The sequence below is a fragment of the Streptomyces sp. NPDC040589 genome, from assembly GCF_055594445.1.
Genome location: NZ_JBVIWP010000003.1, coordinates 410,070 through 435,104, shown reverse-complemented (window position 1 = coordinate 435,104; position 25,035 = coordinate 410,070). Strand labels below are relative to the sequence as shown.

At 71.9% G+C, this 25,035-nt stretch carries 21 protein-coding genes and 1 pseudogene; 15 read left to right on the top strand and 7 right to left on the bottom strand.

Features of this window, described 5'->3' with window-relative positions; translation table 11 throughout:
• Positions 1-160: 160 nt before the first annotated feature.
• Both ACZ58V_RS14510 and pepN read left to right on the top strand, forming a co-directional pair.
• Positions 161-451, top strand: a pseudogene (locus tag ACZ58V_RS14510) (hypothetical protein); the annotation flags it as partial.
• 78 nt (positions 452-529) lie between these two features.
• Positions 530-3,109: an aminopeptidase N gene (gene pepN / locus ACZ58V_RS14505; protein ID WP_471290221.1), complete on the top strand. Its 2,580-nt coding sequence runs from the start codon at positions 530-532 to the stop codon at positions 3,107-3,109.
• Positions 3,110-3,214: 105 nt separating this feature from the next.
• Here the strand turns inward: pepN and ACZ58V_RS14500 are convergent, their stop codons facing one another.
• Genes ACZ58V_RS14500 through ACZ58V_RS14490 form a run of 3 tightly spaced genes read right to left on the bottom strand, consistent with a single transcriptional unit; the run spans position 3,215 to position 5,894 of the window.
• Positions 3,215-4,249 carry a CU044_5270 family protein gene (locus ACZ58V_RS14500; protein WP_189723683.1) on the bottom strand — a complete coding sequence of 345 codons (1,035 nt, stop codon included), beginning with the start codon at positions 4,247-4,249 and terminating at the stop codon, positions 3,215-3,217.
• On the bottom strand, positions 4,246-4,869 hold the full coding sequence (locus ACZ58V_RS14495; RefSeq protein WP_189723684.1) for an RNA polymerase sigma factor: 624 nt from the start codon (positions 4,867-4,869) through the stop codon (positions 4,246-4,248). The genes ACZ58V_RS14500 and ACZ58V_RS14495 overlap by 4 nt, the downstream gene beginning before the upstream one ends.
• Positions 4,870-4,901: 32 nt before the next feature.
• Positions 4,902-5,894: an EamA family transporter gene (locus ACZ58V_RS14490; protein WP_471290220.1), complete on the bottom strand. Its 993-nt coding sequence runs from the start codon at positions 5,892-5,894 to the stop codon at positions 4,902-4,904.
• Positions 5,895-6,015: 121 nt separating this feature from the next.
• Here ACZ58V_RS14490 and ACZ58V_RS14485 point away from each other — a divergent pair, with 121 nt between their 5' ends.
• Positions 6,016-6,537, top strand: coding sequence for a MarR family winged helix-turn-helix transcriptional regulator (locus ACZ58V_RS14485; protein ID WP_471290219.1), 522 nt, complete (start codon positions 6,016-6,018; stop codon positions 6,535-6,537).
• Positions 6,538-6,560: 23 nt separating this feature from the next.
• On the opposite strand, the gene ACZ58V_RS14480 is transcribed toward ACZ58V_RS14485, so the two are convergent.
• The 3 genes from ACZ58V_RS14480 to ACZ58V_RS14470 all read right to left on the bottom strand — a co-directional run bounded on the left by ACZ58V_RS14480 (position 6,561) and on the right by ACZ58V_RS14470 (position 9,290).
• The gene (locus tag ACZ58V_RS14480) at positions 6,561-6,854 is read right to left on the bottom strand and encodes a hypothetical protein (RefSeq protein WP_471290218.1); all 294 of its coding nucleotides are present in this window, start codon (positions 6,852-6,854) and stop codon (positions 6,561-6,563) included.
• Between the two features lie 61 nt (positions 6,855-6,915).
• Positions 6,916-9,012, bottom strand: a complete 2,097-nt coding sequence (gene malQ, locus ACZ58V_RS14475) for a 4-alpha-glucanotransferase (RefSeq protein ID WP_468189848.1) — start codon at positions 9,010-9,012, stop codon at positions 6,916-6,918.
• 8 nt (positions 9,013-9,020) lie between these two features.
• Positions 9,021-9,290, bottom strand: a complete 270-nt coding sequence (locus ACZ58V_RS14470) for a hypothetical protein (protein WP_311125744.1) — start codon at positions 9,288-9,290, stop codon at positions 9,021-9,023.
• A gap of 255 nt (positions 9,291-9,545) precedes the next feature.
• Between ACZ58V_RS14470 and ACZ58V_RS14465 the strand changes: the two genes are divergently transcribed.
• The 4 genes from ACZ58V_RS14465 to ACZ58V_RS14450 all read left to right on the top strand — a co-directional run bounded on the left by ACZ58V_RS14465 (position 9,546) and on the right by ACZ58V_RS14450 (position 15,109).
• Positions 9,546-12,452: a beta-N-acetylglucosaminidase domain-containing protein gene (locus tag ACZ58V_RS14465; protein ID WP_471290217.1), complete on the top strand. Its 2,907-nt coding sequence runs from the start codon at positions 9,546-9,548 to the stop codon at positions 12,450-12,452.
• Between the two features lie 79 nt (positions 12,453-12,531).
• Positions 12,532-13,065, top strand: coding sequence for a PadR family transcriptional regulator (locus ACZ58V_RS14460; protein WP_382826716.1), 534 nt, complete (start codon positions 12,532-12,534; stop codon positions 13,063-13,065).
• The gene (locus tag ACZ58V_RS14455) at positions 13,062-13,748 is read left to right on the top strand and encodes an ABC transporter ATP-binding protein (protein WP_468189853.1); all 687 of its coding nucleotides are present in this window, start codon (positions 13,062-13,064) and stop codon (positions 13,746-13,748) included. Before ACZ58V_RS14460 ends, ACZ58V_RS14455 begins: the two co-directional genes overlap by 4 nt.
• The gene (locus tag ACZ58V_RS14450; RefSeq protein WP_471290216.1) at positions 13,745-15,109 is read left to right on the top strand and encodes an FtsX-like permease family protein; all 1,365 of its coding nucleotides are present in this window, start codon (positions 13,745-13,747) and stop codon (positions 15,107-15,109) included. Before ACZ58V_RS14455 ends, ACZ58V_RS14450 begins: the two co-directional genes overlap by 4 nt.
• 90 nt (positions 15,110-15,199) lie before the next feature.
• On the opposite strand, the gene ACZ58V_RS14445 is transcribed toward ACZ58V_RS14450, so the two are convergent.
• A complete protein-coding gene (locus ACZ58V_RS14445; protein WP_189723698.1) occupies positions 15,200-15,736 on the bottom strand; it encodes an HNH endonuclease in 537 nt (178 codons plus the stop codon).
• Between the two features lie 328 nt (positions 15,737-16,064).
• Here ACZ58V_RS14445 and ACZ58V_RS14440 point away from each other — a divergent pair, with 328 nt between their 5' ends.
• From ACZ58V_RS14440 to ACZ58V_RS14405, 8 genes are all read left to right on the top strand, one after another.
• Complete coding sequence (locus ACZ58V_RS14440) at positions 16,065-17,168, top strand: mechanosensitive ion channel family protein (RefSeq protein ID WP_471290685.1); 1,104 nt, start codon at positions 16,065-16,067, stop codon at positions 17,166-17,168.
• A gap of 240 nt (positions 17,169-17,408) precedes the next feature.
• Positions 17,409-18,620: an ROK family transcriptional regulator gene (locus tag ACZ58V_RS14435; protein ID WP_471290215.1), complete on the top strand. Its 1,212-nt coding sequence runs from the start codon at positions 17,409-17,411 to the stop codon at positions 18,618-18,620.
• A 66-nt stretch (positions 18,621-18,686) separates the two neighbouring features.
• Positions 18,687-20,024, top strand: coding sequence for an ABC transporter substrate-binding protein (locus ACZ58V_RS14430; protein ID WP_471290214.1), 1,338 nt, complete (start codon positions 18,687-18,689; stop codon positions 20,022-20,024).
• A gap of 38 nt (positions 20,025-20,062) precedes the next feature.
• Positions 20,063-21,007: a carbohydrate ABC transporter permease gene (locus tag ACZ58V_RS14425; protein WP_468190506.1), complete on the top strand. Its 945-nt coding sequence runs from the start codon at positions 20,063-20,065 to the stop codon at positions 21,005-21,007.
• Entirely contained in the window at positions 21,004-21,897 is an 894-nt protein-coding gene (locus ACZ58V_RS14420) for a carbohydrate ABC transporter permease (protein WP_468189862.1), read from the top strand. Before ACZ58V_RS14425 ends, ACZ58V_RS14420 begins: the two co-directional genes overlap by 4 nt.
• 6 nt (positions 21,898-21,903) lie before the next feature.
• Entirely contained in the window at positions 21,904-23,169 is a 1,266-nt protein-coding gene (locus ACZ58V_RS14415) for a 6-phospho-beta-glucosidase (protein WP_471290212.1), read from the top strand.
• On the top strand, positions 23,160-24,131 hold the full coding sequence (locus tag ACZ58V_RS14410; protein ID WP_471290211.1) for an N-acetylglucosamine kinase: 972 nt from the start codon (positions 23,160-23,162) through the stop codon (positions 24,129-24,131). Before ACZ58V_RS14415 ends, ACZ58V_RS14410 begins: the two co-directional genes overlap by 10 nt.
• A gap of 93 nt (positions 24,132-24,224) precedes the next feature.
• Entirely contained in the window at positions 24,225-24,446 is a 222-nt protein-coding gene (locus ACZ58V_RS14405) for a hypothetical protein (protein WP_189723705.1), read from the top strand.
• The last annotated feature ends 589 nt before the right edge of the window (positions 24,447-25,035 follow it).

Below are 25,035 nucleotides of genomic sequence, written 5' to 3'. Positions count from 1 at the left end.
CGGAGGACCGGCGGATTCCGGACGTCGCCCTCCCCCGGTGCGCCCGGCCCGTACGGCTGCCCGTGCGGCCGCCGGTTCGGTGCGGGACCGGGGCGGGGAGACGGCGGCGGTACGGGAGTTCGCCCGTACCCGCTCGAGGGGTTGTGAGCTGTTGGCGGTTGAGTGCATCGGAAGGCGCGCCCTCGGGCACCCGATCCGGCGACGGACGGCACCGCCCCATGACGACCGGAGCGATCGTCATGGGCATCGGACCGCCCAGGCCGGACCGGGCACCCAGGGGCGTGAGGAACCCCGCCCCCGCATTCCCGGACCACGGACACGATCCGACGACGCCGGGTGCGGAGCGAAAGCGGGGAACCAGTGTGCCCAACACCGTTCGGGGCACGTGGCTGAGCATGGGTTCTGGGAACAGGACTCACTCCCGCTCAGTCTCCAGGCACGGTATCCCTAGGAGACGCCCCAGTCGTCGCCCGATGCGAAGCTGCCGTGGAAGGATGGCGCAACCCACCCATGACGAGGAGATGACCGCGTGCCTGGCACAAACCTGACCCGCGAAGAGGCGCAGCAGCGGGCGCAGCTGCTCGCCGTTGACTCGTACGAGATCGAGCTCGATCTCTCCGGCGCGCAGGAGGGCGGCACCTACCGGTCCGTGACCACGGTGCGCTTCGATGTGACCGCCGAGAACGGTGCCGAGTCGTTCATCGACCTCGTCGCCCCGGCCGTGCACGAGGTGACCCTGAACGGGGACTCCCTCGACCCCGCCGAGGTCTTCGCGGACTCCCGGATCGCCCTGCCCGGGCTGCTCCAGGGCCGCAACATCCTCCGGGTGGTCGCCGACTGCGCGTACACCAACACCGGTGAGGGCCTGCACCGGTTCGTCGACCCGGTCGACGACCAGGCCTACCTCTACACCCAGTTCGAGGTTCCGGACGCCCGCAGGGTGTTCGCGAGCTTCGAGCAGCCGGACCTCAAGGCGACCTTCCAGTTCACCGTGAGGGCGCCGGAGGGCTGGACGGTCATCTCCAACTCGCCCACTCCGGAGCCCCAGGACAACGTCTGGGCGTTCGAGCCGACGCCGCGCATCTCGTCGTACATCACGGCGCTGATCGTCGGCCCGTACCACTCCGTGCACAGCGTGTACGAGAAGGACGGCCAGTCCGTCCCGCTCGGCATCTACTGCCGTCCCTCGCTCGCCGAGTACCTCGACTCGGACGCCATCTTCGAGGTGACCCGGCAGGGCTTCGAGTGGTTCCAGGAGAAGTTCGACTACACGTACCCGTTCGAGAAGTACGACCAGCTGTTCGTGCCGGAGTTCAACGCGGGCGCGATGGAGAACGCGGGCGCGGTGACCATCCGCGACCAGTACGTGTTCCGGTCGAAGGTGACGGACGCGGCGTACGAGGTGCGCGCGGAGACCATCCTGCACGAGCTGGCCCACATGTGGTTCGGCGACCTCGTGACGATGGAGTGGTGGAACGACCTGTGGCTGAACGAGTCGTTCGCCACGTACACGTCGATCGCCTGCCAGTCGGCCCACCCCGAGTCGCGCTGGCCGCACTCCTGGACCACCTTCGCCAACTCCATGAAGACGTGGGCGTACCGCCAGGACCAGCTGCCGTCGACGCACCCGATCATGGCCGAGATCAACGACCTGGACGACGTGCTCGTCAACTTCGACGGCATCACGTACGCCAAGGGCGCGAGCGTGCTGAAGCAGCTGGTCGCCTACGTCGGTGAGGACGAGTTCTTCCGGGGTGTGCAGGCGTACTTCAAGGCGCACGCGTTCGGCAACACGCGCCTTTCCGACCTGCTGGGCGCCCTGGAGGAGACCTCGGGGCGTGACCTGAAGGCCTGGTCGAAGGCGTGGCTGGAGACGGCCGGCATCAACGTTCTGCGCCCGCGGATCGAGACGGATGCCGACGGCGTCGTCACGTCCTTCGCCATCCGCCAGGAGGCCCCGGCCCTGCCCACGGGCGCGAAGGGCGAGCCGACCCTGCGGCCGCACCGCATCGCCGTCGGCCTGTACGAACTGGACGACGAGAGCGGCAAGCTGGTCCGCGAGGAGCGCATCGAGCTGGACGTGGACGGCGAGCTGACGGCCGTACCGCAGCTGGTGGGCAAGCGCCGCCCGGCCGTGATCCTGCTCAACGACGACGACCTGTCGTACGCGAAGGTCCGCCTGGACGAGCGGTCCCTGGCCGTCGTCACGGAGCACCTCGGCGACTTCCAGTCCTCCCTGCCGCGCGCCCTGTGCTGGGCGTCGGCCTGGGACATGACCCGCGACGCCGAACTCGCGACCCGTGACTACCTGGCCCTGGTGCTGTCCGGCATCGGCAAGGAGTCCGACATCGGCGTGGTGCAGTCGCTGCAGCGCCAGGTGAAGCTGGCGATCGACCTGTACGCCGACCCGGCCGCCCGCGAGGCGCTGCTGGCCCGCTGGACCGACGCGACGCTGGCCCATCTGCGGGCGGCGGCGCCGGGCAGCGACCACCAGCTGGCGTGGGCGCGCGCGTTCGCCGCGACGGCTCGCACGCCCGAGCAGCTGGACGTGCTGGACGCGCTGCTGGACGGCTCGCAGACCGTCGAGGGCCTGGTCGTCGACACGGAGCTGCGGTGGTCGTTCGTGCAGCGGCTCGCCGCGGTCGGCCGGTTCGACGAGGCGGAGATCGCGGGCGAGTACGACCGTGACCGTACGGCCGCCGGTGAGCGGCACGCCGCCACCGCCCGGGCGTCCCGCCCGACCGAGGAGGCCAAGGCGGAGGCGTGGGCGTCGGTCGTCGACTCCGACAAGCTGCCGAACGCCGTGCAGGAAGCGGTCATCGGCGGTTTCGTCCAGACCGACCAGCGTGAGGTGCTCGCCCCGTATGCGGACCGGTACTTCGAGGTGGTCAAGGACATCTGGGAGTCCCGCTCCCACGAGATGGCCCAGCAGATCGCCGTCGGCCTCTACCCGACCGTCCAGGTCTCCCAGGAGACCCTGGACAAGACGGACGCCTGGCTGACCGCGGCCGCCCCGAACGCGGCCCTCAGGCGCCTGGTCTCGGAGTCCCGCGCGGGCGTGGAACGCGCACTGCGGGCCCAGCAGGCGGACGCGGCGGCCGGCCAGTAGGCAGCGGGTACGGCTGAGGGGCGCCCGGCGATGTGCCGGGCGCCCCTTTTCATGTGCCGGGCGCCCGCACCCCCGTGCCGGACGCCCGCTCCCCGCCGTGCGCCGCTAGGGGCGTGCGCCAGGCTTGTTCACCACGCCCCAGGCGGCGCGGGCGCTGACCATCGCGGCGGAGTCGTAGCCGGACGGGCTGGGCAGCGTCTGCCCCCTGGTCGGTTCGATCGGCGCGGCGTGTTCGGCCTCGCCGAGGTAGGCGTAGGTCTTCGGGTCGAAGAGGATCTCTTGCGTGCCCTGGGCGCCCGACGCCGTGCGCTCGGCGTAGTGGACGCTGACGCTGATCGCCGCACGGCCGAGGGGATCCCTGACGCCCTTCGTGACGCGGGCGTCCGGGATCTTCGCCAGCGCCCGGAACAGCCCCGCCTGGACGTTGGACGGGATGAGCACGGAACGGTAGAGGACGTGGATCTCCCGCCAGTCGCGTTCCGCGGGCGTCTCGCCCTCGATGTCGCCGATGGCGTGCTCCTCACGGATGCGCCGCATCATGCGGTCCGGGTCGCCGGGCAGGGTGACGAGGAAGCGCCAGAACTGCCGCTGGGACCGGTCGTCGTAGCCCTCCTTCTTCCATTTCTCCTCCTGGTTGGGCCCGTACCAGACCTGAAGCTCGTTCGGGTCGAAGTCCGAGACGGGGCCCGACGGAGGAATGCCGGGCAGCCTGGCGTGGCCTGTGCCGTCCCAGCGGGTCCACGACTCCGCGCTCTGCGGTTTGCCCTGGACGAAGACCGTGGTCTCTTCGTACACCCACTGCTTCGGCTCGGGCTCGACGACCGGCGTCTTCTCCACGGTCGCCGCGGCCAGTTCGAGGGCGGCGGCGGAGGCCCGCGCCGACAGGAGCTGACGGCCGGCGGGGGCGTCTGCGGGGGTGTCGCCGGGGAAGGTCGCGACGATGCCGCCGGTCACGGAGAGGGCCGCGGTCGCCGCGACGCCCACCAGGACGACCCGGCGACGCGGGAGGGCATGCCGCACGCCGCCCGGGGCTTCCTCCCGGAACACCTCGGTGACCCGGACCCGAGCGGGGGCGAGGCGATCACTGTCGGGCAGAGGGGCGTCGGCGCGCAGTTCACCGAGCGCGGTCAGCTCGTTCATGCGGGGTCACCTTCGTGTACACGGGGTTCGAGGACCGGACCGTGCGCCTCCGTCACGGCGCGCAGCTTCCTGCGGGCCCGGTTGAGCCGGGACCGTACGGTTCCTACGGGGATGTCGAGGGCCTGGGCTATCTCCTGGTAGGTGAAGTCGGCCCAGGCGAACAGCAGCAGGGTGTGCCGGTCACCTGCGGACAGCTTGGCCAGGGCCTCGGCCAGGGGCCGGGACACGGCCTGTGCGGCGACGCGGTCGTCCGCGGAGTCGGTCCAGCTCTCGGCGACCGGGTCGCTGCCGGTGCGGGCAAGGATCTTCAGAGCCCTGACCTCCTCACGGCGGTGCCGACTGATCTGCTTGGCGGCGATTCCGTGCAGCCAGGGCCGCACACCGGCCCGCTCCGCGTCGAACCGCTCGCGTATCCGGAAGGCCGTCAGAAAGGTCTCCGCTGTGACGTCATCGGCCGCGTCCCGCCCGAGCCGCCGGGCGACGTACCGGTGGATGGCGGGCGCGTGCCGGTCGAAGAACACGGCGAAGCGCTCCGGTTCCTCGAGGGACGCCGCGATCAGAGCGGCGTCGTCGTCCGCGGTATCGCCTTCTGCTGAAGGGCGACACGGTGCATCAGTCATGGACGGTCCGTGGGGTGTCGTGGGTGAGAGGGTCAGCGTTCACCCGTACTTGCCCGGCGGACGGGAAAGGGTTCACGGTCCGCTCCGAGCGCATCGAGAGGCAGTGGGGGGTGTCCGGGTCGCTCAGCCCTCTTCCGCACCGCCGCGGCGACATGCCGCGGCGGCGTGGGCCGAGCCCCGATCTGCCCCGCCACCGTCGCCCCGAACGCCAGCCCCATGCCCACCAGCTGTACCGGCGTCAGCGCCTGACCGAGCGCCGCCCAGCCGACGACGGCCGCGGTCAGCGGGGAGAGCGGGCCGAGGAAGGTGACCTGGGTGGCGGTGAGGCGGCCGATGCCGCGGAACCACAGCCAGTAGGCGACCGCCGTGTTCGCGACGGCGAGGTAGAGGTAGCCGCCGGCCGCCCGGGCGTCCAGCACCGGCGGCGCGCCCTCGGCCAGGAAGGCGAGCGGTGCGATGAGCAGGCCTCCCGCGGTCAGCTGCCAGGCGGTGAGGGCGAGCGGGCCGACGCCGGCGGGGCGCCCCCACCGCTGGGTGAGGACGGTTCCGGCGGACATCGAGACGGTGGCGGCGAGGGCCGCGAGCAGGCCGAGCGCGTCCAGCGCCCCGGCCGCGCGCAGGACGACGAGGCTGACGCCGAACGCGGCCACGGCCCCGGTCAGCAGCGTGCGTACCGTCGGCCGCTGCCCGAGCAGCAGCGCCGCGAGGCCGGCCACGAAGAGCGGCCCGGCCGAGCCGACGACCGCCGCCATGCCACCGGGCAGCCGGTACGCCGAGAGGAACAGCAGCGGGAAGAAGGCGCCGATGTTCAGCGCGCCGAGCACCGCCGCCTTCCACCACCAGGCACCGCGCGGCAGCACCCGGGCGAGGGCGAGCAGCAGCAGTCCGGCGGGCAGGGCGCGCATCAGCCCGGTGAACAGGGGGCGGTCGGCCGGGAGGAACTCGGTGGTGACGGCGTAGGTCGTGCCCCAGGAGACGGGAGCGAGGGCGGTGAGGGCGATGAGCGCGGGGCGGGAGGAGGCCACGGGAGGCACCCTTCGAAGTAGGTCGGTAGAAAGTAGCTTAGCCCTAAGCAACTTTTCGTCAAGCAACTTCCCGCCAAGCTACTTTCTTGCGGGTGACCGAGCGGCGGCCGATACTCGTGCCATGAACGAACGCCCCGAGCAGCGCAGGGACCCTGTCGACGCGATCATCGACCAGTGGGGGACGGTCCGCCCCGAGCTCGACACCCGGGCGATGGAGGTCTTCGGCCGGGTCTCCCGGCTGGCCCGCGCGATGGCCGACCGCCTGGAGGACACCTACGCACGGTTCGGGGTCTCCCGCGGCGAGTTCGACGTCCTGGCGACCCTGCGCCGCTCCGGCGAGCCCTACACGCTCTCACCGCGCCGGCTGTCGGAGACGCTGATGCTCACCACGGGCGGGATGACCGGCCGCCTGGACAAGCTGGAGCGGGCCGGGTTCCTGCGCCGCTCCCCCGACCCGCACGACCGGAGGGGGCTTCAGGTGACGCTCACCGAGGAGGGGCTGCGCCTCATCGACGAGGCGGCCGTCGCGGGGCTGGCCGTCCAGACGGAGGCCCTGTCCGGCCTCGACGAGAAACAGGCCGGCCAACTGGCCGGCCTGCTGAGGGAACTGCTGGCGGGGACGGAGGGAGCAGCCGGGCGGTGACGCCCCCTCCACAACGCCCCTGATCAGGCCTTGGAGCCGGCCTCGGCCTCGGCTTTGGCCTTGGTGTTGATGTTGGAGCTGGTCGTGTCCTTCTTCTTGTGCGTCTTGTCGCCGATCACCACCAGACCGTGGATGACCAGGTACAGCACGAGGGGGGCCACGACGAAGAGGCCCAGCGTCTCGATGACGCTCAGGCCCGGGCCGGGGTCGTCACCGTCGTCGCGGCTGAGCGCGGAGGCGGGGGACGACATGAGCAGCATCATGAGCGTCGTACCGGCTGCCAGGGCGCCGGCGCGCAGGGCGTTCTTCTTGTCCACGGTGTCAAAAGTATCCAACGCCCCCGGGGGCCGCGCGCCCGGGGTGCCGTAAGAGTCGCCCTCAGCCGCCGGACGGGCCGGCCGGTTCCCGCAACACCTCGATGAGGGCGTGCAGTCGGGGCGAGGCCGCCAGTTCCTCCAGCGTCACGGGGCGTCCCCCCGCGTCCGCGATCGGGAGCCGCCAGTTCGGGTACTGGTCCCAGGTGCCCGGGAGGTTCTGCGGGCGGCGGTCGCCGACCCCGTCCGGGAGCCAGACGCCGACCATGCGGGCCGGGGTGCGCACCAGGAAGCGGTGGACGGCCTGGATCTCGGCCTCCTCCGAGGAGGTGTCGGTGCCACCGCCGGTGCCGTGCAGCAGGCCGAGGCGGGCGAGCAGGGACAGCCACTCGCCGGTGTCGGCGGCGGCCTCGGCGCGCTCCTCGTCGAGCGGGCGGGCGAGCAGGCCGAGGCTGTCGCGGAGTTCGACGTGCTCGCCGGTGAGGCGGGCTGCCGTGGACGGCAGGTCGTGGGTGGTGGCGGTGGCCAGGCAGTCGGCGCGCCAGTCATCGGGGGGCAGGGGGAGGCCGTCGCCCTCCCAGTCGCGTTCGAACCACAGCACCGACGTGCCGAGCACCCCGCGCTCGCGCAGCGCCTCGCGGACGCCGGGCTCCACGGTGCCCAGGTCCTCGCCGATCACCGGCGCCCCGGCCCGGGATGCCTCCAGGACGAGGACGGCGAGCATGGCCTCGGCGTCGTAGCGGACGTAGGTGCCCTCGGTGGGCGGCCGGCCCTGGGGGACCCACCACAGGCGGAACAGGCCCATGACGTGGTCGATGCGCAGCGCTCCGGCGTAGCGGAACAGGGCCCGCAGCAGCTCGCGGAACGGGGCGTAGCCCGAGTCGGCGAGGCGGTCGGGGCGCCACGGCGGCAGGCCCCAGTCTTGGCCGCGCGCGTTGAAGGCGTCCGGGGGCGCGCCCACCGACATGCCGGCGGCGAAGTACTCCTGCTGTGCCCAGGCGTCGGCGCCGCCGGGGTGGACGCCGACCGCGAGGTCGTGCACGATCCCGACCGGCATCCCGGCCTCGCGGCCTGCGCGCTGCGCCGCGGTCAGCTGGGTGTCGGTGAGCCAGGCGAGTCGGGACCAGAAGTCCACCCGGTCCATGAGGCCGCCCCGGGCTCGGTCGGTGTCGGCCGAGCGGGGGTCGCGCAGGCCGGTCGGCCAGCGGTGCCAGTCCGGGCCGTGCACCTCGGCGAGCGCGCACCAGGTGGCGTGGTCCTCCAGGGCCTGGCCCTGAGCGGCGAGGAAGTCGCAGTAGGCGGCGCGTCTGCCGGGGCCGAGCGGCACCTCGCACAGCAGCCCGAGCGCCTCCCGCTTGAGCTCCCACACGGCGTCCCGGTCGATCAGCGCGCCCTTCTCCAGCACGGCTTCGCGCAGCCGTCCGGATCTCTCCAGCAGCGCGCGCAGCCGCTGGGGGTCCTCGACGTAGGCGCACTCGGGGATGTCCTCGATCCTCAGGTGCACGGGGTCGGGGAAGCGGCGTGAGGAGGGGCGGTACGGGGAGGGGTCGGTGGGGACGCCGGGCACGGCCGCGTGCAGCGGGTTGACCTGGACGAACCCGGCGCCGAGCGACCGCCCGGCCCACCCGGCCAGTTCGGCGAGGTCGCCGAGGTCGCCCATGCCCCAGGAGCGGCGGGAGAGGAGGGAGTAGAGCTGGACGAGCAGTCCGTACGAGCGTCCCGGGGGCGTGGGCAGACGGGCCGGGGCGATGATCAGGTGGGCGTCCGCGGTGCGGCCGTCGGGGGCCGTGGCGGTCAGCCGGTGGACGCCGGGCGGGAGCTGCCCGGCCGAGTCGCGTGTCTCGCCCTGCTCGGTCTCGATGCGCAGCAGGGTCCCCTCGGGGAGCGCGGCCAGGGCGGTCGGGGGGCCGGTGCCCCAGCCGACCACCGTGGGCGGCAGCAGTCGTGCGCCCTGTTCCCGCTCCCGGGCGGCGAGCGCGGCGCGGACGGCGCCGGGCGTGCTCGCGTCCACGCCGAGAGCGGCCAGGGTCAGGGTGACCGCGGTGGCCGAGGCCGCGACCGTGCGGTCCGGGGACGGGCTGTAAGAGGTCGCGACGCCATGCAGCTCGGCGAGGCGGGACAAGTCCTCGGAGGGCGGTTCGGCCGGCCGCGGTGCGGTCATTGAGGCCCCTAGATCCCCGGGAAGTCCGGGATGAAGGCGGAGGGCTCGCTGGTCAGCGGGGCGGATTCGGCGAGCGGCGGCTCGCTGGTGAGGGGCTCGGCGTCAGGGAGCGGGGGCTCGCTGGTGAGCGGGGGCTCGGCGCAGGTGTTCTCAGAGCTGAAGACGCAGTAGTGGGGGTCTTCGTAGCGCGGATCGTCGTAGTGGGGGTCGAGGTCGGCGGACGTGTCCGCCACGGGTTTGGACGGGGCCGGGAGCGGAAGGAAAGTCATCGCAGCCACGGGGGCCTCCTAGTCGAGCTTGTCGGTTTCAACTTTCGATGGTTACCGCAGCCCTACCCAGTCGACGCGATGGCAGACGTCCCAGGCCGAACATCGTGCTCCTGCTCACATTCCACTCCCCTCCACTCTGTCAAGATTCCGGTAAATCGGTCACAACGGCCACTCTCGTTGACACCTTCACCAGGCGGGTGGTGGGCTCGTCGTCCCGGTCGGCACATCTGTCGGACAGCTGTCGGACACATCTGGAGGGGGCCTGTGGGACTGCGGCGTGGAAAGCGGGCAGTCGCCCTCGCGGTCGCCGTCGTCGCCGGAAGCCTCGGCGCCCCGCCCGCCGCGGTCGCGGCTCCGCCCGCCCCCGGCAAGGCCGCGACACCGACTCCCGACACGGCCGGAGCCGACCTCTCCGTCTGGCCGCGCCCGCAGTCGCTGCGCGCGAACGGCGCCCCGGTCGAGGTCACCGACGAGGTCGCGCTGCTCACGGACCCGTCGGCGGACCCCTACGCCGTAGAGGCCCTGCGCGAGCTGCTGCGGCGGGCCGGGGCCCGCCGCGTCACGGACTCCGCCGCGCCCGGCGCCCTGGTCGTGCGGGCGGGGACGGAGCCCGTCCGCCGGAACGACCGCCGCGCCCTCCCCTCCGGGGGCTACGAGCTGTCCGTCGGCCGGGGTGCCGTCTCCCTCACCGGAACAGGCGAGGACGGGCTGTTCCACGCCGTGCAGACGCTGCGGCAGCTGCTGCGTCCCGACGGCACGATCGCGGCGGCCGTCGTACGCGACTGGCCGGGCACCGCCGTACGCGGCATCACGGAGGGTTTCTACGGCACCGCCTGGACGCACCGGCAGCGGATGGCGCAGGTCGGCTTCATGGGGCGTACCAAGCAGAACCGTTACCTGTACGCCCCCGGCGACGACCTCTACCGGCAGGCCCGCTGGCGTGAGCCGTACCCGGCGAGGCAGCGGGCCGAGTTCCGGGAGCTGGCCGAGCGGGCCCGCGGCAACCACGTGAAGCTCGGCTGGGCGGTCGCCCCGGGCCAGGCGATGTGCTTCGCCTCGGACGCCGACGTGCGGGCGCTGACGCGCAAGCTCGACGCGATGTGGGCGCTGGGCTTCCGGGCCTTCCAGCTCCAGTTCCAGGACGTCAGCTACAGCGAGTGGCACTGCGAGGCGGACGCCGACCGGTTCGGCTCCGGCCCGCGGGCGGCGGCGGAGGCGCAGTCCCGGGTGGCGAACGCGGTGGCCCGGCATCTCGCGGAACGGCACCCCGGCGCCGCCGGTCTGTCGCTGATGCCGACGGAGTACTACGAGGACGGCACGACCGACTACCGGCGGGCGCTGGCGAGCGAGCTGGACAAGGCCGTCGAGGTCGCGTGGACGGGCGTCGGGGTGGTGCCCCGCACCATCACGGGCGGTGAACTGGCCGACGCGCGGGAGGCACTCGGGCACCCGCTGGTCACGATGGACAACTACCCGGTCAACGACTACGACCCCGGCCGTATCTTCCTCGGCCCCTACCAGGGCCGTGAGCCGGCCGTCGCGACCGGCTCCGCCGCCCTGCTCGCCAACGCGATGCAGCAGCCGGAGGCGTCCCGCATCCCGCTGTTCACCGCCGCCGACTACGCGTGGAACCCGCGTTCCTACAGCCCCCGGGAGTCCTGGCGCGCCGCGATCGCCGACCTGGCGGGCGGGGACCGGCGCCGCGAGCAGGCCCTGGCGGCGCTCGCCGGGAACGACGCGTCGTCGGTGCTGGACGACGAGGAGTCGGCGTATCTGCGCCCGCTGACCGAGGCGTACTGGCGTGACCGTACGTCGGGCGGTGACGCCGCGCGGCGGCTGCGCGAGGCCTTCACCGTGCTGCGCGAGCTGCCCCGGCGGCTCTCGGACACCGCCCTCGCCTCCGAGGTCACCCCCTGGTCCGAGCAGCTGGCCGGCTACGGCGAGGCGGGCACGGCCGCGCTCGACATGCTGGACGCGCAGCACGCCGGGGACACGTCGGCGGCCTGGACGGCGTACCGCAGACTGGGCGCCCTGCGGGCCGGGCTGGAGCAGGCCCGGGTCGAGGTCGGCACGGACGTCCTGGACCCCTTCCTGCGGCGGGCGCAGAAGTCGTACGCGTCCTGGGCCGGCATCGACCACGAGCCGCCCCGCAACCCCGGCGCCCCGTCGGACGACCGCACCCTGCGCTTCCCCCGCCCCCGTCCCCTGACAGCCGTGACGGTCCTCACCGACCCCGGCACCGAGGGCACGGTCGAGGCACACGTACCGGGCCGGGGCTGGCGCCCGATCGGCCGCCTGGCGGGTTCGGGCGCGACCGAGGTGCGGGTGCGGGGCCAGGGCGCCGACGGGACCGCCGGTCGGACGCCGGGACGGCAGGAGCGGGACTCCGGCTCGCCGGTGGATGCCGTCCGTGTCGCCGGCCCCGCTCCGGCCCGGGTGCGTCACCTCGTCCCCTGGTTCACGGACTCCCCCGCCACCTCGCTGGAGCTGAAGCGCGACGAGGTGGACGCGGAGACCGGGCGGGCCCTGCGGCTGACGGCCGGGCTGGGCTCGCTGCGGCCCGCCGACGCCCGGGGCAGGCTCACCGCCGAGGCGCCCGAGGGCGTGCGGGTCCGGGTGCCGAAGGGCGAGCTGACCGTGAAGCGCGGCTCGACCGTGGAAGTCCCGGTCGAGGTGACCGTCGAGCGCGGCACGCCGATCCGGTCGTACGACATCCGGCTGGGCTTCGCGGGAGCGACCCGCACGCTCACCGTCCACGCCTACCCGCCCACCGGCGGCCCCGACCTGGCCCGCACCGGCACGGCGCGTTCCTCGGCCGACGAGACGCCCGACTTCCCGGCGTCGGCGGCGAACGACGGCGACCCGGACACGCGCTGGTCGTCCCCCGTCGACGACGGCGCCTGGTGGCAGGTCGAGCTCCCCCGCCCGGCGCGGCTCGGGCAGGTCGCGCTGCGCTGGCAGGACGCCCACCCCTCGGCGTACCGCGTCCAGGTGTCGGCGGACGGCCGCCGCTGGCGCACGGCGGCGACGGTACGGGACAGCCGGGGCGGCCTGGAGAGCGTCCGCATGGACGAGCGGGACGTGCGTTTCGTACGGGTGCAGGGCGAGAAGCGGGCCACGCGGTTCGGGTATTCGCTGTGGTCGGCGGAGGCGTACGCCATCACCGAATGAGCAGCCGCGCACCCGCGGCACGCATCTTTTCGCCGAGCACTATTCACTCAGTACATGTACTCAGTACATAATGATCGGCATGAGCACCCGCCACATCCTGCTGGGCCTGCTCGCCTCGGGTCCGAGCCACGGCTACGACCTCAAGCGACGCCACGACGACCGCTTCCCGCAGGCCCGCCCCCTGGCCTACGGGCAGGTCTACACGACCCTCCAGCGCCTCGTCCGGGACGGCCTCGCCGAGGTCGAGGGCACCGACTCGGACGGCGGCCCGGAGCGGACGATGTACCGCGCGACGGACGAGGGGGCCGGTGAACTGGCCCGCTGGGCCGGGGAGATCGCACCGCCCGCCCCCTTCGTGGCGAACGAGATCTTCGCCAAGGTCGTCGTCGCGATCCTCTCGGGCGGCGACCCGGCCGGCTATCTGAGCGCCCAGCGTGCCGCCCACATGGAGCGGATGCGGGAACTGACGGCGCTCAAGGCCGCCAAGGGCGCGGACCTGGCGACCGTGCTCTCGGCGGACTACGCCGTCAACCACCTCGACGCCGACCTCCGCTGGATGACCACCACGGCGGCCCGGCTCACCACCCTGACCGCGGAGGTCGACGCATCATGAGCAGACCCGTGCCTCTCCTCACGGCCCGTGGCCTCACCAAGGCGCACGGCAGGACACCCGCCCTGCGCGGCGCGTCCGTCGAGCTGCACGCCGGCGAGATCCTCGCCGTGACCGGCGCGAGCGGCAGCGGGAAGTCGACGCTGCTGCACTGCCTCGCCGGGATCGTCCGCCCGGACGAGGGCTCGGTGACGTACGACGGACAGCGGCTGGAGGACCTGCCCGAGAAGCGGCTGAGCGAGCTGCGCCGCACCGAGTTCGGCGTGGTGTTCCAGTTCGGGCAGCTCATCCCCGAGCTGACGGTCCTGGACAACGTCGCCCTGCCGCTGCTGCTGGCCGGCACCGACCGCACCCGGGCGCGGGCCCGGGCCGGTGAGTGGCTGGAGCGGTTCGGGGTGCGCGGTCAGGAGGACCTGCGGCCGGGCGAGCTGAGCGGCGGCCAGGCACAGCGGGCCGCACTGGCCCGGGCCCTGGTCACCGGCCCGAAGGTGGTCTTCGCCGACGAACCGACGGGCGCGCTGGACTCCCTGGCGGGCGAGCAGGTCATGACGGCCCTGGTGCACACGGCCCGCGAGTCGGAGACGGCGGTCCTGCTGATCACCCACGACGCCCAGGTGGCGGCGTACGCGGACCGGGAAGTGCAGCTGCGGGACGGCAGCGTGGCGCCGACGGGGGTGGCGGCATGAGCTCCCCGCACTCACTGCGCGCCGATCTGCGCCTCGCCTGGGAGCTCACCCGTGGTTCCGACCGTGGGGAGTGGTGGCGGGTCGCGCTGACGGCGACGGGTGCGGCGCTCGCGACGGGTTTCGCGCTCGCCGCAGTCGCCCTGGCCTCGCTGCGGGGCTACCACGACGTGCCCTACGCCGCCGGCCTGCTGGACCAGCCCGGCACGCGCTCCGGCGTGATCGTCAGCCTGCTGCTCCTGCTCGTGCCGGTGCTCGGGTTCCTCGGGCAGTGCGCCCGGATCGGGGCGGTGCACCGCGACCGGCGGCTGGCCGGGCTGCGGCTGGCCGGGGCGACGCCCTGGCAGGTGCGGCGGATCGCCGCGCTGGAGACCGGGCTCGCCTGTCTGCTGGGCTCGGCGGTCGCCACCGTCTTCTCGGTGCTGCTCCTGCTGCGCCTGTGGGACCGGCCGACCGCCCTGGCCTGGGCGGGGATCGCCCTGGTCGCCGTCGGCGTACCGCTGCTGGGCGCGACGGCGGGCGCGCTGGCGCTGCGCCGGGTGGTGGCCTCGCCGCTCGGCTGGGTGCGCCGGTTCGGGCCGCGCTCCGGACGGGGGCCGGGGCTGCTGTTCCTGGGCGGCATGCTGCTCGTCGCGGCGCTGGCGCTGCTGGCCGTGTCCACCACCGCCACGCCCGCCGCCAACCGGCCGAACGGCGGACCGCCGCTGATGATGGCGGGCGCGGTCCTCGCGGTCGGCGCGGGCTCCGTGTGGCTCTCCGGGGCGGCCGCGAAGGCGACCGGGCGGCTCCTCGCGGTCCGGGCCCGGTCGGCGGCGACGCTGATCGCCGCCGAGCGGCTGCGCGACGACCCCTGGTCGGCCGCCCGCACCCACGCGGCGGTGCTGCTGGTCACGGTCGTCGGGACCGGCTTCATGGGCATCCGGCAGGTGCTGGGGGACGTGGTGCGCACCGAGAAGAACCTCGCCGAGTCCGTGTCCTACTACACCACCGGCCTCGACCTCACCGGCGCCGCCATCGCGGTCGCCTTCGCGATCACGCTGTCCGGGCTCGCCGTCGGCACCGCCGAGTCCCTGGCCACCCGCCGCCGCGGCCTCGCCGCACAGGCCGCCGCCGGAGTGCCCCGCACGGTGCTGGGCCGGGCCCTGCTGCTGGAGACCGCGCTGCCCCTGGCCCCCGCGGTGCTGCTCGCGGGCCTCGGCGGCCTGGCCATCGGCACCTGGTACGCCCTGCTCTCCGGCCGTCCGGTGCCCTGGGCGACCGCCCTGGTGCCCCTCGCCTTCTACGCCGCCTGCCTGCTGGCCGCCGCCACCTCGCTGCCCCTGCTGCGCCGCTCGGTGCGCCCGGGGGAGCTGCGGTACACGTAGGCGCCCTCCTCATGGCCGGCCCGGGGGAACGGGGGTTCCCCGGGCCGGTCGAGTCGGCCGCACGCGGCAATACGAAAGCCCGGATCGTCGTCAGGCAGGAATGCCGTCGATCCGGGCCATGGCGTCCTCCGCGCCGTACGGCTGCAAGTACGGCAGCCAGCGCGGGTCCCTGTGGCCGGTCCCGATGATGCGCCAGGCGAGACCGGAGGGCGGGGCGGGTTTGTGGCGCAGCCGCCAGCCGATCTCGAAGAGATGTCGGTCGGCCTTCACGTGGTTGCAGCGGCGGCAGGACGCCACCACGTTGTCCCAGACGTGTTTGCCCCCGCGGCTGCGCGGGATGACGTGGTCGACGCTGGTTGCGACGCCACCGCAGTACATGCACCGGCCCCCGTCACGGGCGAACAGCGCCCGGCGGGTCAGTGGAACGGGCCCCCGATAGGGAACCCGGACGAATCGCTTGAGCCGGACCACGCTGGGTGCGGGGACTGTGACGGTCGCGCTGTGCAGAAAGGCGCCGGACTCCTCGAGGCATACGGCCTTGTTCTCGAGGACGAGGACGAGCGCGCGGCGGAGCGGTACGACACCTAGCGGCTCGTACGACGCGTTGAGGACCAGGACATGCGGCACGGATGCCTCCTTGGACGCCGGCGGCGCGTGGCTCGCGCCGGGACGATTCGTAGTCAGTCTCTCCTCATGCCTGGTGGAAGCGCCACCATGTCCCGGTAACGGGCTGGGAGTGTTTTCGACCACATCTGATTCATCCCCCAGAGCATGGCCTGTTCAAGCCCAGGTGAGCACGGTCTCTCCTTCACACATTCCGAGGGAGCACACACAATGCCCCGTTAGTGTGGTGGTTCTGCCCCTTCGGTGACCCAGTCGTGACCTTGACCCCCCGAACACCCCCGAACCACCCCACCGGGGCAGACCGCTGCACCTGGAGGTACCCGCCGTGTCCATGTCCCCCGCGGACGCCGTTCTGATGGCCGCCGACCCTACGCCGTCGCCGACCCCCTCGGATACGCAGAGCCCGAGAGTGCCCTCGCTGCAGGACGCCCACGAGAGCGCGACGAACGCCGCCGGCTGGATCGAGCAGAACTGGTCGACATGGCTCGCGATCGGCCTGCGGGTGCTGCTCATCGTGGTGATAGCGGTGGTGCTGAGGGTCGTCGTACGGCGGGCGATCACCAAGCTGATTGACCGCATGAACCGGAACGTCCCGTCCCTGGACGGCGGCGCGATCGGCGGACTGCTGGTCAACGTCGAACGCCGCCGCCAGCGTTCACAGGCCATCGGCTCGGTGCTGCGCTCGGTGGCGTCGTTCCTGATCATCGGCACGGCCGCGCTGATGATCCTGGGCACCTTCCAGATCAACCTCGCCCCGCTGCTGGCCTCGGCCGGTGTCGCCGGTGTGGCGATCGGTTTCGGCGCCCGCAACCTCGTCACGGACTTCCTGTCCGGCGTCTTCATGATCCTGGAGGACCAGTACGGCGTCGGCGACACGATCGACGCGGGCGTCGCCTCCGGCGAGGTGATCGAGGTGGGCCTGCGCGTGACCAAGCTGCGCGGCGACGGCGGCGAGATCTGGTACGTCCGCAACGGCGAGGTCAAGCGCATCGGCAACCTCTCCCAGGGCTGGGCCACCGCCAACGTCGACGTCACGGTCCACTCCGGTGAGGACCTGGACAAGGTCAAGGCCACGCTGGACGAGGTCGCCGAGAAGATGGGCGCCGAGGAGCCCTGGAACGAACTGCTGTGGGGCCCGATCGAGGTCCTCGGCCTGGACAGCGTCCTGCTGGACTCCATGGTCGTGCGCGTCTCGGCCAAGACCATGCCCGGCAAGTCCCTGACCGTGGAGCGCGAGCTGCGCTGGCGCATCAAGCGGGCCTTCGACGCGGCGGGCATCCGGATCGTCGGCGGCGCCACGGCCCCGACGGAGGAGCAGATCGCCGATCCGACGGCGGGGATGGCGGCTCCGTCGGTGTACGCGAACGCCACGTCTCCGCAGTCGGCGGCGGCGTCCCCGCTCGCGCCCGCGGCGCCGACGAGCACCACGAAGTAGCGAAGCAGCGGCCTCCCGGGAGGGCGGCATCCGGCTCGGCCGGGTGCCGCCCTTTCGCATGTCCGGATAAAGACAAGGCGTCCCCTATTGACGCCCGCGCGGCGCCGGGCTTACCTTCCTCCCCACCGATAGGAAACTTTCCTAACAGTATCGGGGCAGGCCTCGAAGGGCTTCCCCTCGATGGACTTCTCCCCGCGATCACTGAAAAGCTGAGCAGCCGAAGGGCAGGTGTGGACACGCATGGCAGGAACCGCCGGTACGCCGGGCACCCCACGCGTCCTGCGCGCCATGAACGACCGGGCCGCCCTCGACCTGCTGCTGGAGCACAGACAGCTCTCCCGTACGCGGATCGGCAAGCTCACCGGCCTGTCCAAGCCGACCGCCTCGCAGCTTCTGGCCCGTCTGGAGGCGGCGGGCCTCGTCCTGGCCACCGGCACCACCGAAGGCCGGCCGGGCCCGAACGCCCAGCTCTACGAGGTCAACCCGGCCGCCGGTTACGCCGCCGGGCTCGACGTCACCCCGCAGCGGATACTCGCCGCGGTCTCCGACATCACCGGCCGCACGGTCGGCCGGCACGAACTGCCCACCCCCGGCAGGCGCACCGGCACCCCGGTCGTCCAGCAGGTCACCGACGCCCTGGACGGCGCGGTGAAGGCGGCGGGCCTCGCCCGGGACGACATCCACCGTCTCGTGATCGGCACCCCCGGCGCCTTCGACCCCACCACGGGCCGCCTGCGCTACGCCTCCCACCTCCCCGGCTGGCACTCCCCCACCCTCCTGGACGAGCTGGCCGCCGCCCTGCCGATGCCGTTCGAGTACGAGAACGACGTCAACCTGGTCGCGCTCGCCGAACAGCGGCTCGGCGCGGCCCGGGGCCACGCGGACTTCGTGCTGCTGTGGAACCAGGAGGGCCTGGGCGCCGCCCTGGTCCTCGGCGGCCGGCTGCACCGCGGCTGGAGCGGCGGCGCCGGCGAGGTCGGCTTCCTGCCGGTGCCGGGCACCCCCCTGGTCCGCCAGGTCACCAAGGCCAACAGCGGCGGCTACCAGGAGCTGGCCGGCTCCCAGGCCGTCCCCCGGCTGGCCCGTGAACTCGGCATCGAGGACGTCCCGCAGGGGCCGTACGCCGAGGCCGCGGCGGAATTGGTGGCCCGGGCCGCGGAGGCCGACGACGAACCCCACCGCCACCTCCTGCAGACCTACGCGACCCGGCTGGCCACCGGTCTGGCCTCCCTCGTCTCGGTCCTCGACCCCGAGCTCGTCGTGCTGAGCGGCGCGTCCCTCACCTCGGGCGGCGAGGCGCTGCGCGCCCTCGTCCAGGCCGAGCTGGAGGAACTGGCCGCGTCACGCCCCCGCCTGGTCGTGGGCGACGTCCGTGAACATCCCGTGCTGCGCGGCGCACTGGAGAGCGCGCTCGCGTCGACACGCGACGAGGTCTTCGACACCTCCCGCTGACCCCACCCCCCTCCCCGCATTCCCTTCCCCCTCCTTCCCTTCCCCCGTGCCTCAGGGAGCTCCACCATGCCCGGAATATCCAGAAAAACAGCCATCGCGCTCGCCGCCTCCGCCTCCCTCGCCCTCCTCGCCACCGCGTGCACCGGCCAGTCGGATTCCGCCGCGAGCGACGACGCCTCGAAGGACACGACCATCAACTTCTGGCACGCCTGGAGCGCGCCCAACGAGGTGAAGGCCGTCCAGTCCCTGGTCGACGGCTTCGAGAAGGCGCACCCCAACATCCACGTCAACGTCGTCGGCAACATGACCGACGACAAGATCAACCAGGCCCTGCGCACCGGCGGCGCCAAGGCCCCGGACGTGATCTCGTCCTTCACCACGAACAGCGTCGGAAAGTTCTGTTCCTCCGGCGCCCTGGTGGACCTCAACCCGTTCTTCGAGAAGTCCGGCGTCGACCCGGAGAAGACCTTCCCGAAGGCGATGAACGAGTACACCCAGTTCGACGGAGACCGCTGCGCGGTCCCGCTCCTCGGGGACGCGTACGGCCTCTACTACAACAAGACGGCGTTCGAGAAGGCCGGCATCGCCGGCCCGCCGAAGACCTGGTCCGAGTTCGAGCGGGTCGCCAAGAAGCTCACGATCACCCAGGGCGACACCTACAAGCAGCTCGGCTTCATGCCGAACTACCACGGCTGGGAGACCACCACCGAGCACTACCTCGGCCAGTTCTCCCCCACGTACTTCGACAAGAACGGCAAGTCGAACGTCGGCAAGGACCCCGCTTTCGAGGCCGCGTTCACCGTCCAGAAGAAGCTGGTCGACGAACTCGGCGGCTACCGCAAGCTGGAGACCTACCGCTCCAAGCTGGGCGACGAGTGGGGCCCCAAGCACCCCTTCCACACCGGCCAGGTCGCCATGCAGCTCGACGGCGAGTGGCGTCTGGGCATGGCCCTGGACACCAAGCCGAAGTTCGACATCGGCGTGGCCCCGCTGCCCGTCCCCGACGACCAGGCCGACCAGTACGGCAAGGGCTACATCACCGGCACCATCGCGGGTATCGCGGCGACCAGCAAGAAGCAGAACGCGGCCTGGGAGCTGGTGAAGTACATGACCACGAACACGGACGCGGTGGTGAACTTCTCCAACGCCATCCACAACGTCCCCTCGACGCTCGCGGCGCTGAAGTCCCCGAAGCTGAAGTACGACCCGCGCTTCAAGACGTTCCTGGAGATCGCCGCCAACCCGAACTCCACCACCGCCCCCGCCTCGATCAACGGCGGCGTCTACCTCACCACGGTCCAGGAGTTCGGCTACGACTACGAGAGCGGCAAGGCGACCGACCTCAAGGCCGGCCTGAAGAAGACGGCCGCGCAGATCGACACGGACATCGCGCAGGCGAAGTAGTCATGAGCACTCTGAGCACCGCGAGCCCTGGCGGCACCGTGAACACCTACACGCTGCGGGCGAAACACCGCCGCTCGACGCTACGCACCCTGGCCTTCCTCTCCCCCTGGCTGATCGGCTTCACGGTCTTCTTCGCCTACCCCCTGCTCTCCACCGTCTACTTCTCCTTCATGCACTACGACGGCTTCAAGCCGCCGGCCTGGTCGGGCACGAAGAACTGGACGTACGTCTTCGAGCACTACCCGTTCTTCTGGCCCGCCCTGCGCAACACCCTGTGGCTGGTGGTCATCATGGTCACGCTCCGGGTCGCCTTCGGCCTGGGCGTGGGCCTGCTGATCACCAAGATCAAGACAGCGACGGGCGTCTTCCGCACCCTCTTCTACCTGCCCTACCTGGCCCCGCCCGTGGCGGCCACCATGGCCTTCGCCTTCCTGCTCAACCCCGGCACGGGCCCGGTCAACTCCCTCCTGGAGAAGGCCGGGCTGCCCACCCCCGGCTGGTTCAACGACCCCACCTGGTCGAAGCCCGCCCTCACCCTGCTGGCCCTGTGGGGCATCGGCGACCTGATGGTCATCTTCATGGCAGCGCTGCTCGACGTACCGAAGGAGCAGTACGAGGCGGCCGAACTGGACGGCGCGACGCCCTGGCAGCGCTTCCGCTACGTCACGCTCCCGAACATCTCGCCGATCGTCATGTTCGCGGTCGTCACCGGCGTGATCCAGACGATGCAGTACTACACGCAACCGCTGATCGCCGGAAAGGTCGCGTCGGGCGTGATCCAGGGCGCGGGAACGCAGTTCCAGCCCGGCTACCCGGACAAATCCACGCTCACCCTCCCCCAACTCGTCTACAACCTGGGCTTCCAGCGCTTCGACTACGGCTCCGCCTGTGTGGTCGCCCTGGTCCTCTTCGCCCTCTCCATGGCCTTCACCGCACTCCTGATGCGCCGCAAGGGCGGCCTGATCAACGCAGGTGAACGATGACGCAACTGCTCGACAGACCCCTGGATCTGAAGGCGCCGCCTTCCCCCGCGGAACGCACGGCCCACCGAAGGGCGTTGCTGGAATGGATCGCGATCCACTCCCTGGGCATCGCGGCGGCCCTCTTCTTCACCCTCCCCTTCGTCTTCGTCTTCCTCACCTCGCTCATGAGCGACTCCCAGGCACTCAGCCGCGACCTGATCCCGCACACCTGGGAGTGGGACAACTACCGCCGGGTCTTCGACACCCCCGGCTTCCTCACCTGGTGGAAGAACACCCTGTTCTACGCGTTCCTGGGCACGGCGCTCACGGTGGTCTCCTCGATCCCGGTGGCCTACGCCCTGGCCAAGTTCCGCTTCCGAGGCCGCAATCTGGCGTTGATGCTGGTCATCTCGATGATGATGCTGCCGCCGCAGGTCATCATCATCCCGATGTACCTGTTCTGGGCGAAGCAGCTGGACCTGTCCGGCACGCTCTGGCCGCTGATCATCCCCATGGCGTTCGGCGACGCGTTCTCGATCTTCCTGCTGCGCCAGTTCCTCACCACGATCCCCGACGAGTACCTGGACGCGGCGAGGGTCGACGGCTGCGGCGATCTGCGCACCCTGCTCAAGGTCGTCCTCCCGATGGCGAAACCGGGCATAGCCGCAGTGGCCCTCTTCCAGTTCTTCTACGCGTGGAACGACTACTTCGGCCCCCAGATCTACGCCTCGGAGAGCCCGGGCGCCTGGACGCTCTCCTACGGCCTGGAGTCGTTCAAGGGCGCCCACCACACCGACTGGAACCTCACCATGGCCGCCACCGTGCTGGTCATGGCCCCCGTGATCCTCGTGTTCTTCTTCGCCCAGAAGGCGTTTGTAGAGGGTGTCACGCTCACCGGAGTAAAGGGTTAGACGCACATGAAACTCACCGTGGTCGGCGGAGGCTCGACCTACACCCCCGAACTCGTGGACGGTTTCGCCCGCCTCAGGGACACCCTGCCCATCGAGGAACTGGTCCTGATGGACCCGGCCGAAGACCGCCTGGCCCTGGTCGGCGGCCTGTCCCGCCGCATCTTCACCCGCCAGGACCACCCCGGCCGCATCACCACCACGACCGACCTCGACCGCGCGGTCGACGGCGCGGACGCGGTCCTCCTCCAGCTCCGTGTGGGCGGCCAGGCGGCCCGCGAACAGGACGAGACCTGGCCCCTCGACTGCGGCTGCGTGGGCCAGGAGACCACGGGCGCCGGCGGCCTGGCGAAGGCCCTCCGCACGGTCCCGATCGTCCTCGACATCGCGGACCGCGTACGCCGCACCAACCCCGACGCGTGGATCATCGACTTCACGAACCCGGTCGGCATCGTGACCCGCGCCCTGCTGGAGGCGGGCCACAAGGCGGTAGGCCTGTGCAACGTGGCGATCGGCCTGCAGCGCAAGTTCGCGGCGCTGCTCGGCGTCGACGCCCCGGAGATCCACCTGGACCACGTAGGCCTCAACCACCTGACCTGGGAAACGGGCGTACGCCTGGGCGGCCCGGAGGCCGATGACGTCCTGCCCGAACTCCTGACGGACCACGGCGACACGATCGCGAGCGATCTCCGCCTGCCACGCGCTCTGTTGAATGATCTGGGCGTGATCCCGTCGTACTACCTGCGCTACTACTACGCGCACGACGAGGTCGTACGAGAACTGCGGACAAAACCGTCGCGGGCGGCCGAGGTGGCGGCAATGGAGAAGGAACTGCTGACGATGTACGCGGACCCGGCCCTCTCCGAAAAGCCGGAGCTGCTCGCCAAGCGGGGCGGCGCGTACTACTCGGAGGCGGCGGTGGACCTGGCGGCGGCCCTGCTGGGCGGCGCCGGCACGCCGTACCAGGTGGTGAACACGTACAACCGGGGCACGCTCCCGTTCCTCCCCGACGACGCGGTGATCGAGGTACAGGCGGCGGTGGGCGCCAAGGGCGCGTCCCCCCTCCCCGTCGCCCCGGTGGACCCCCTCTACGCGGGCCTGATGGCGAACGTGACGGCGTACGAGCACCTGGCCCTGGAGGCGGCCCTGCACGGCGGCCGAAGGCGCGTCTTCCAAGCTCTCCTCTCCCACCCCCTCATCGCCCAGTACGAGTACGCCGGGACGCTCACGGACCGATTGATCGCACACAACCGGGAGCACCTCGCGTGGGCCTGACCGCGACCGTCCTCGCCATCGACGCCGGCAACAGCAAGACGGACGTGGCGATCGTGACGGCGGACGGAGAAGTCCTGGCCACGGCGCGTGGGGGCGGCTTCCGCCCGCCGTCGGTCGGCCTGGACACGGCAATGGGCATGCTCGCCGACGCGGTCACCCAGGCCCTCACCACCGCCGGACTCACCTCCGTCACCCACGTCTCGGCGTGCCTGGCCAACGCCGACTTCCCCGTCGAAGAGGACCAGTTGACGACGGCGCTGCACGCACGCGGCTGGGGCGAGACGGCAACAGTCCGCAACGACACGTTCGCGATCCTGCGCGCGGGGGTGACGGAACCCCGGGGCGTCGCGGTCGTCTGCGGCGCCGGCATCAATTGCGTAGGCATGCACCCCGACGGCCGCACGGCCCGCTTCCCGGCCCTCGGCAGGGTCTCCGGCGACTGGGGCGGCGGCTGGGGCCTCTCGGAGGAGGCGATGTGGCATGCGTCACGCGCGGAGGACGGCCGCGGGCCTGCCACGGCCCTGTCCCGGACGCTCCCCGCCCACTTCGGCCTCCCGACCATGTACGCGCTCATCGAGGCGCTGCATCTGGGCCAGGTAGCGCAATCCCGCCGCCACGAGCTGACGCCGGTCCTCTTCGCGACGGCGGCGGACGGCGACACCATCGCCCGCGCGATCGTCGACCGTCAGGCGGAGGAGGTGGTCTCCATGGCCGTGGTGGCCCTCACCCGCCTTGACCTGGTGGACGAACCGACCCCGGTCCTCCTGGGCGGCGGCGTCCTGGCTGCCGAGCACCCCCAACTGAACACCATGATCCAGAACTTGCTGGCCGACCGGGCCCCCAAGGCGATCCCGCAGGTGGTCACGGCCAGCCCTGTCCTCGGCGCGGCCCTCCTCGGGCTGGACAGGGTGGGGTCGAGGGAGGGGGCGCAGGGGCGGTTGCGGGCGCATTTCGGGGTGTGAGACGGGGCTGGGGGCCCTTGGTGGGCGGGCGCTCGAACAGCCTCCCGTGGACGGCCGCTGTGACTGGGGTACCCGCGGGCGCATACTGAGGCAATGACAAAGCCTTCCGCGAAGCGTCACCTGCCCACCAGCCCCTTCAAACCCCCGGTCGTGCCGGCTCCCAAGCACTTCGCCGTCGGCGACCAGGTCACCCACGACATCTATGGTCTCGGCCGGGTGGTCGGCATCGAGGAGGGAATCGCGGCGCTCGTGAACTTCGGCGGCTCGGTGGAGCAGCGGATCCTGAGCCCGTACGCGAAGATGACCAAGCTCTAGTACGACCGCAGCACCCGCTCACCGCACGCCAGGTCCCAACGGGGGGCTTGGATTCAAAGGGAGACCTCTCATCGACCTGACCTCGCCGTTCTCCGCCCCGGACGGACCGCCCAGCTGCCCTGCCACAGCATCGCCCCCGCCCGCCAGGAACCCCTTCCAGGCCCCGGACTTCGGAGAGGACGAGCCCTTTGTAGCCCCAGGCCAGGACCTCGGGCCTGTATCGGTTACCCGCCAGGGGTAACGGTCGCCTCAGATTCGGGCGCCAGGCGGGCACGTCGATCACGGCGCGATCCGTGAGGGTGACGGCGAATCCGGACGTTGCGATCGGAGACACGAGACATGTCTCCGGCTGCCCTGGCAGCCTCCCGCTGACTGCCGAACCGCTGGCACTCCGCACAGCCGCTCACGGGCTCCGGCTCGGCGAGCGGCAGCCTCCGCCCCACCGCGCTCTTGATCCTGTTCACCGGTCCCCTCCCCGACCGGCGGCACGGGACACCTGCCGATACTCCTCGTGCAGCCGGTCCCGCTCCGCACAGGGGAGGTTCAGATCGGCGCCCTCGTCGTCCATGGCACGGCGCGTCCGGCAGGT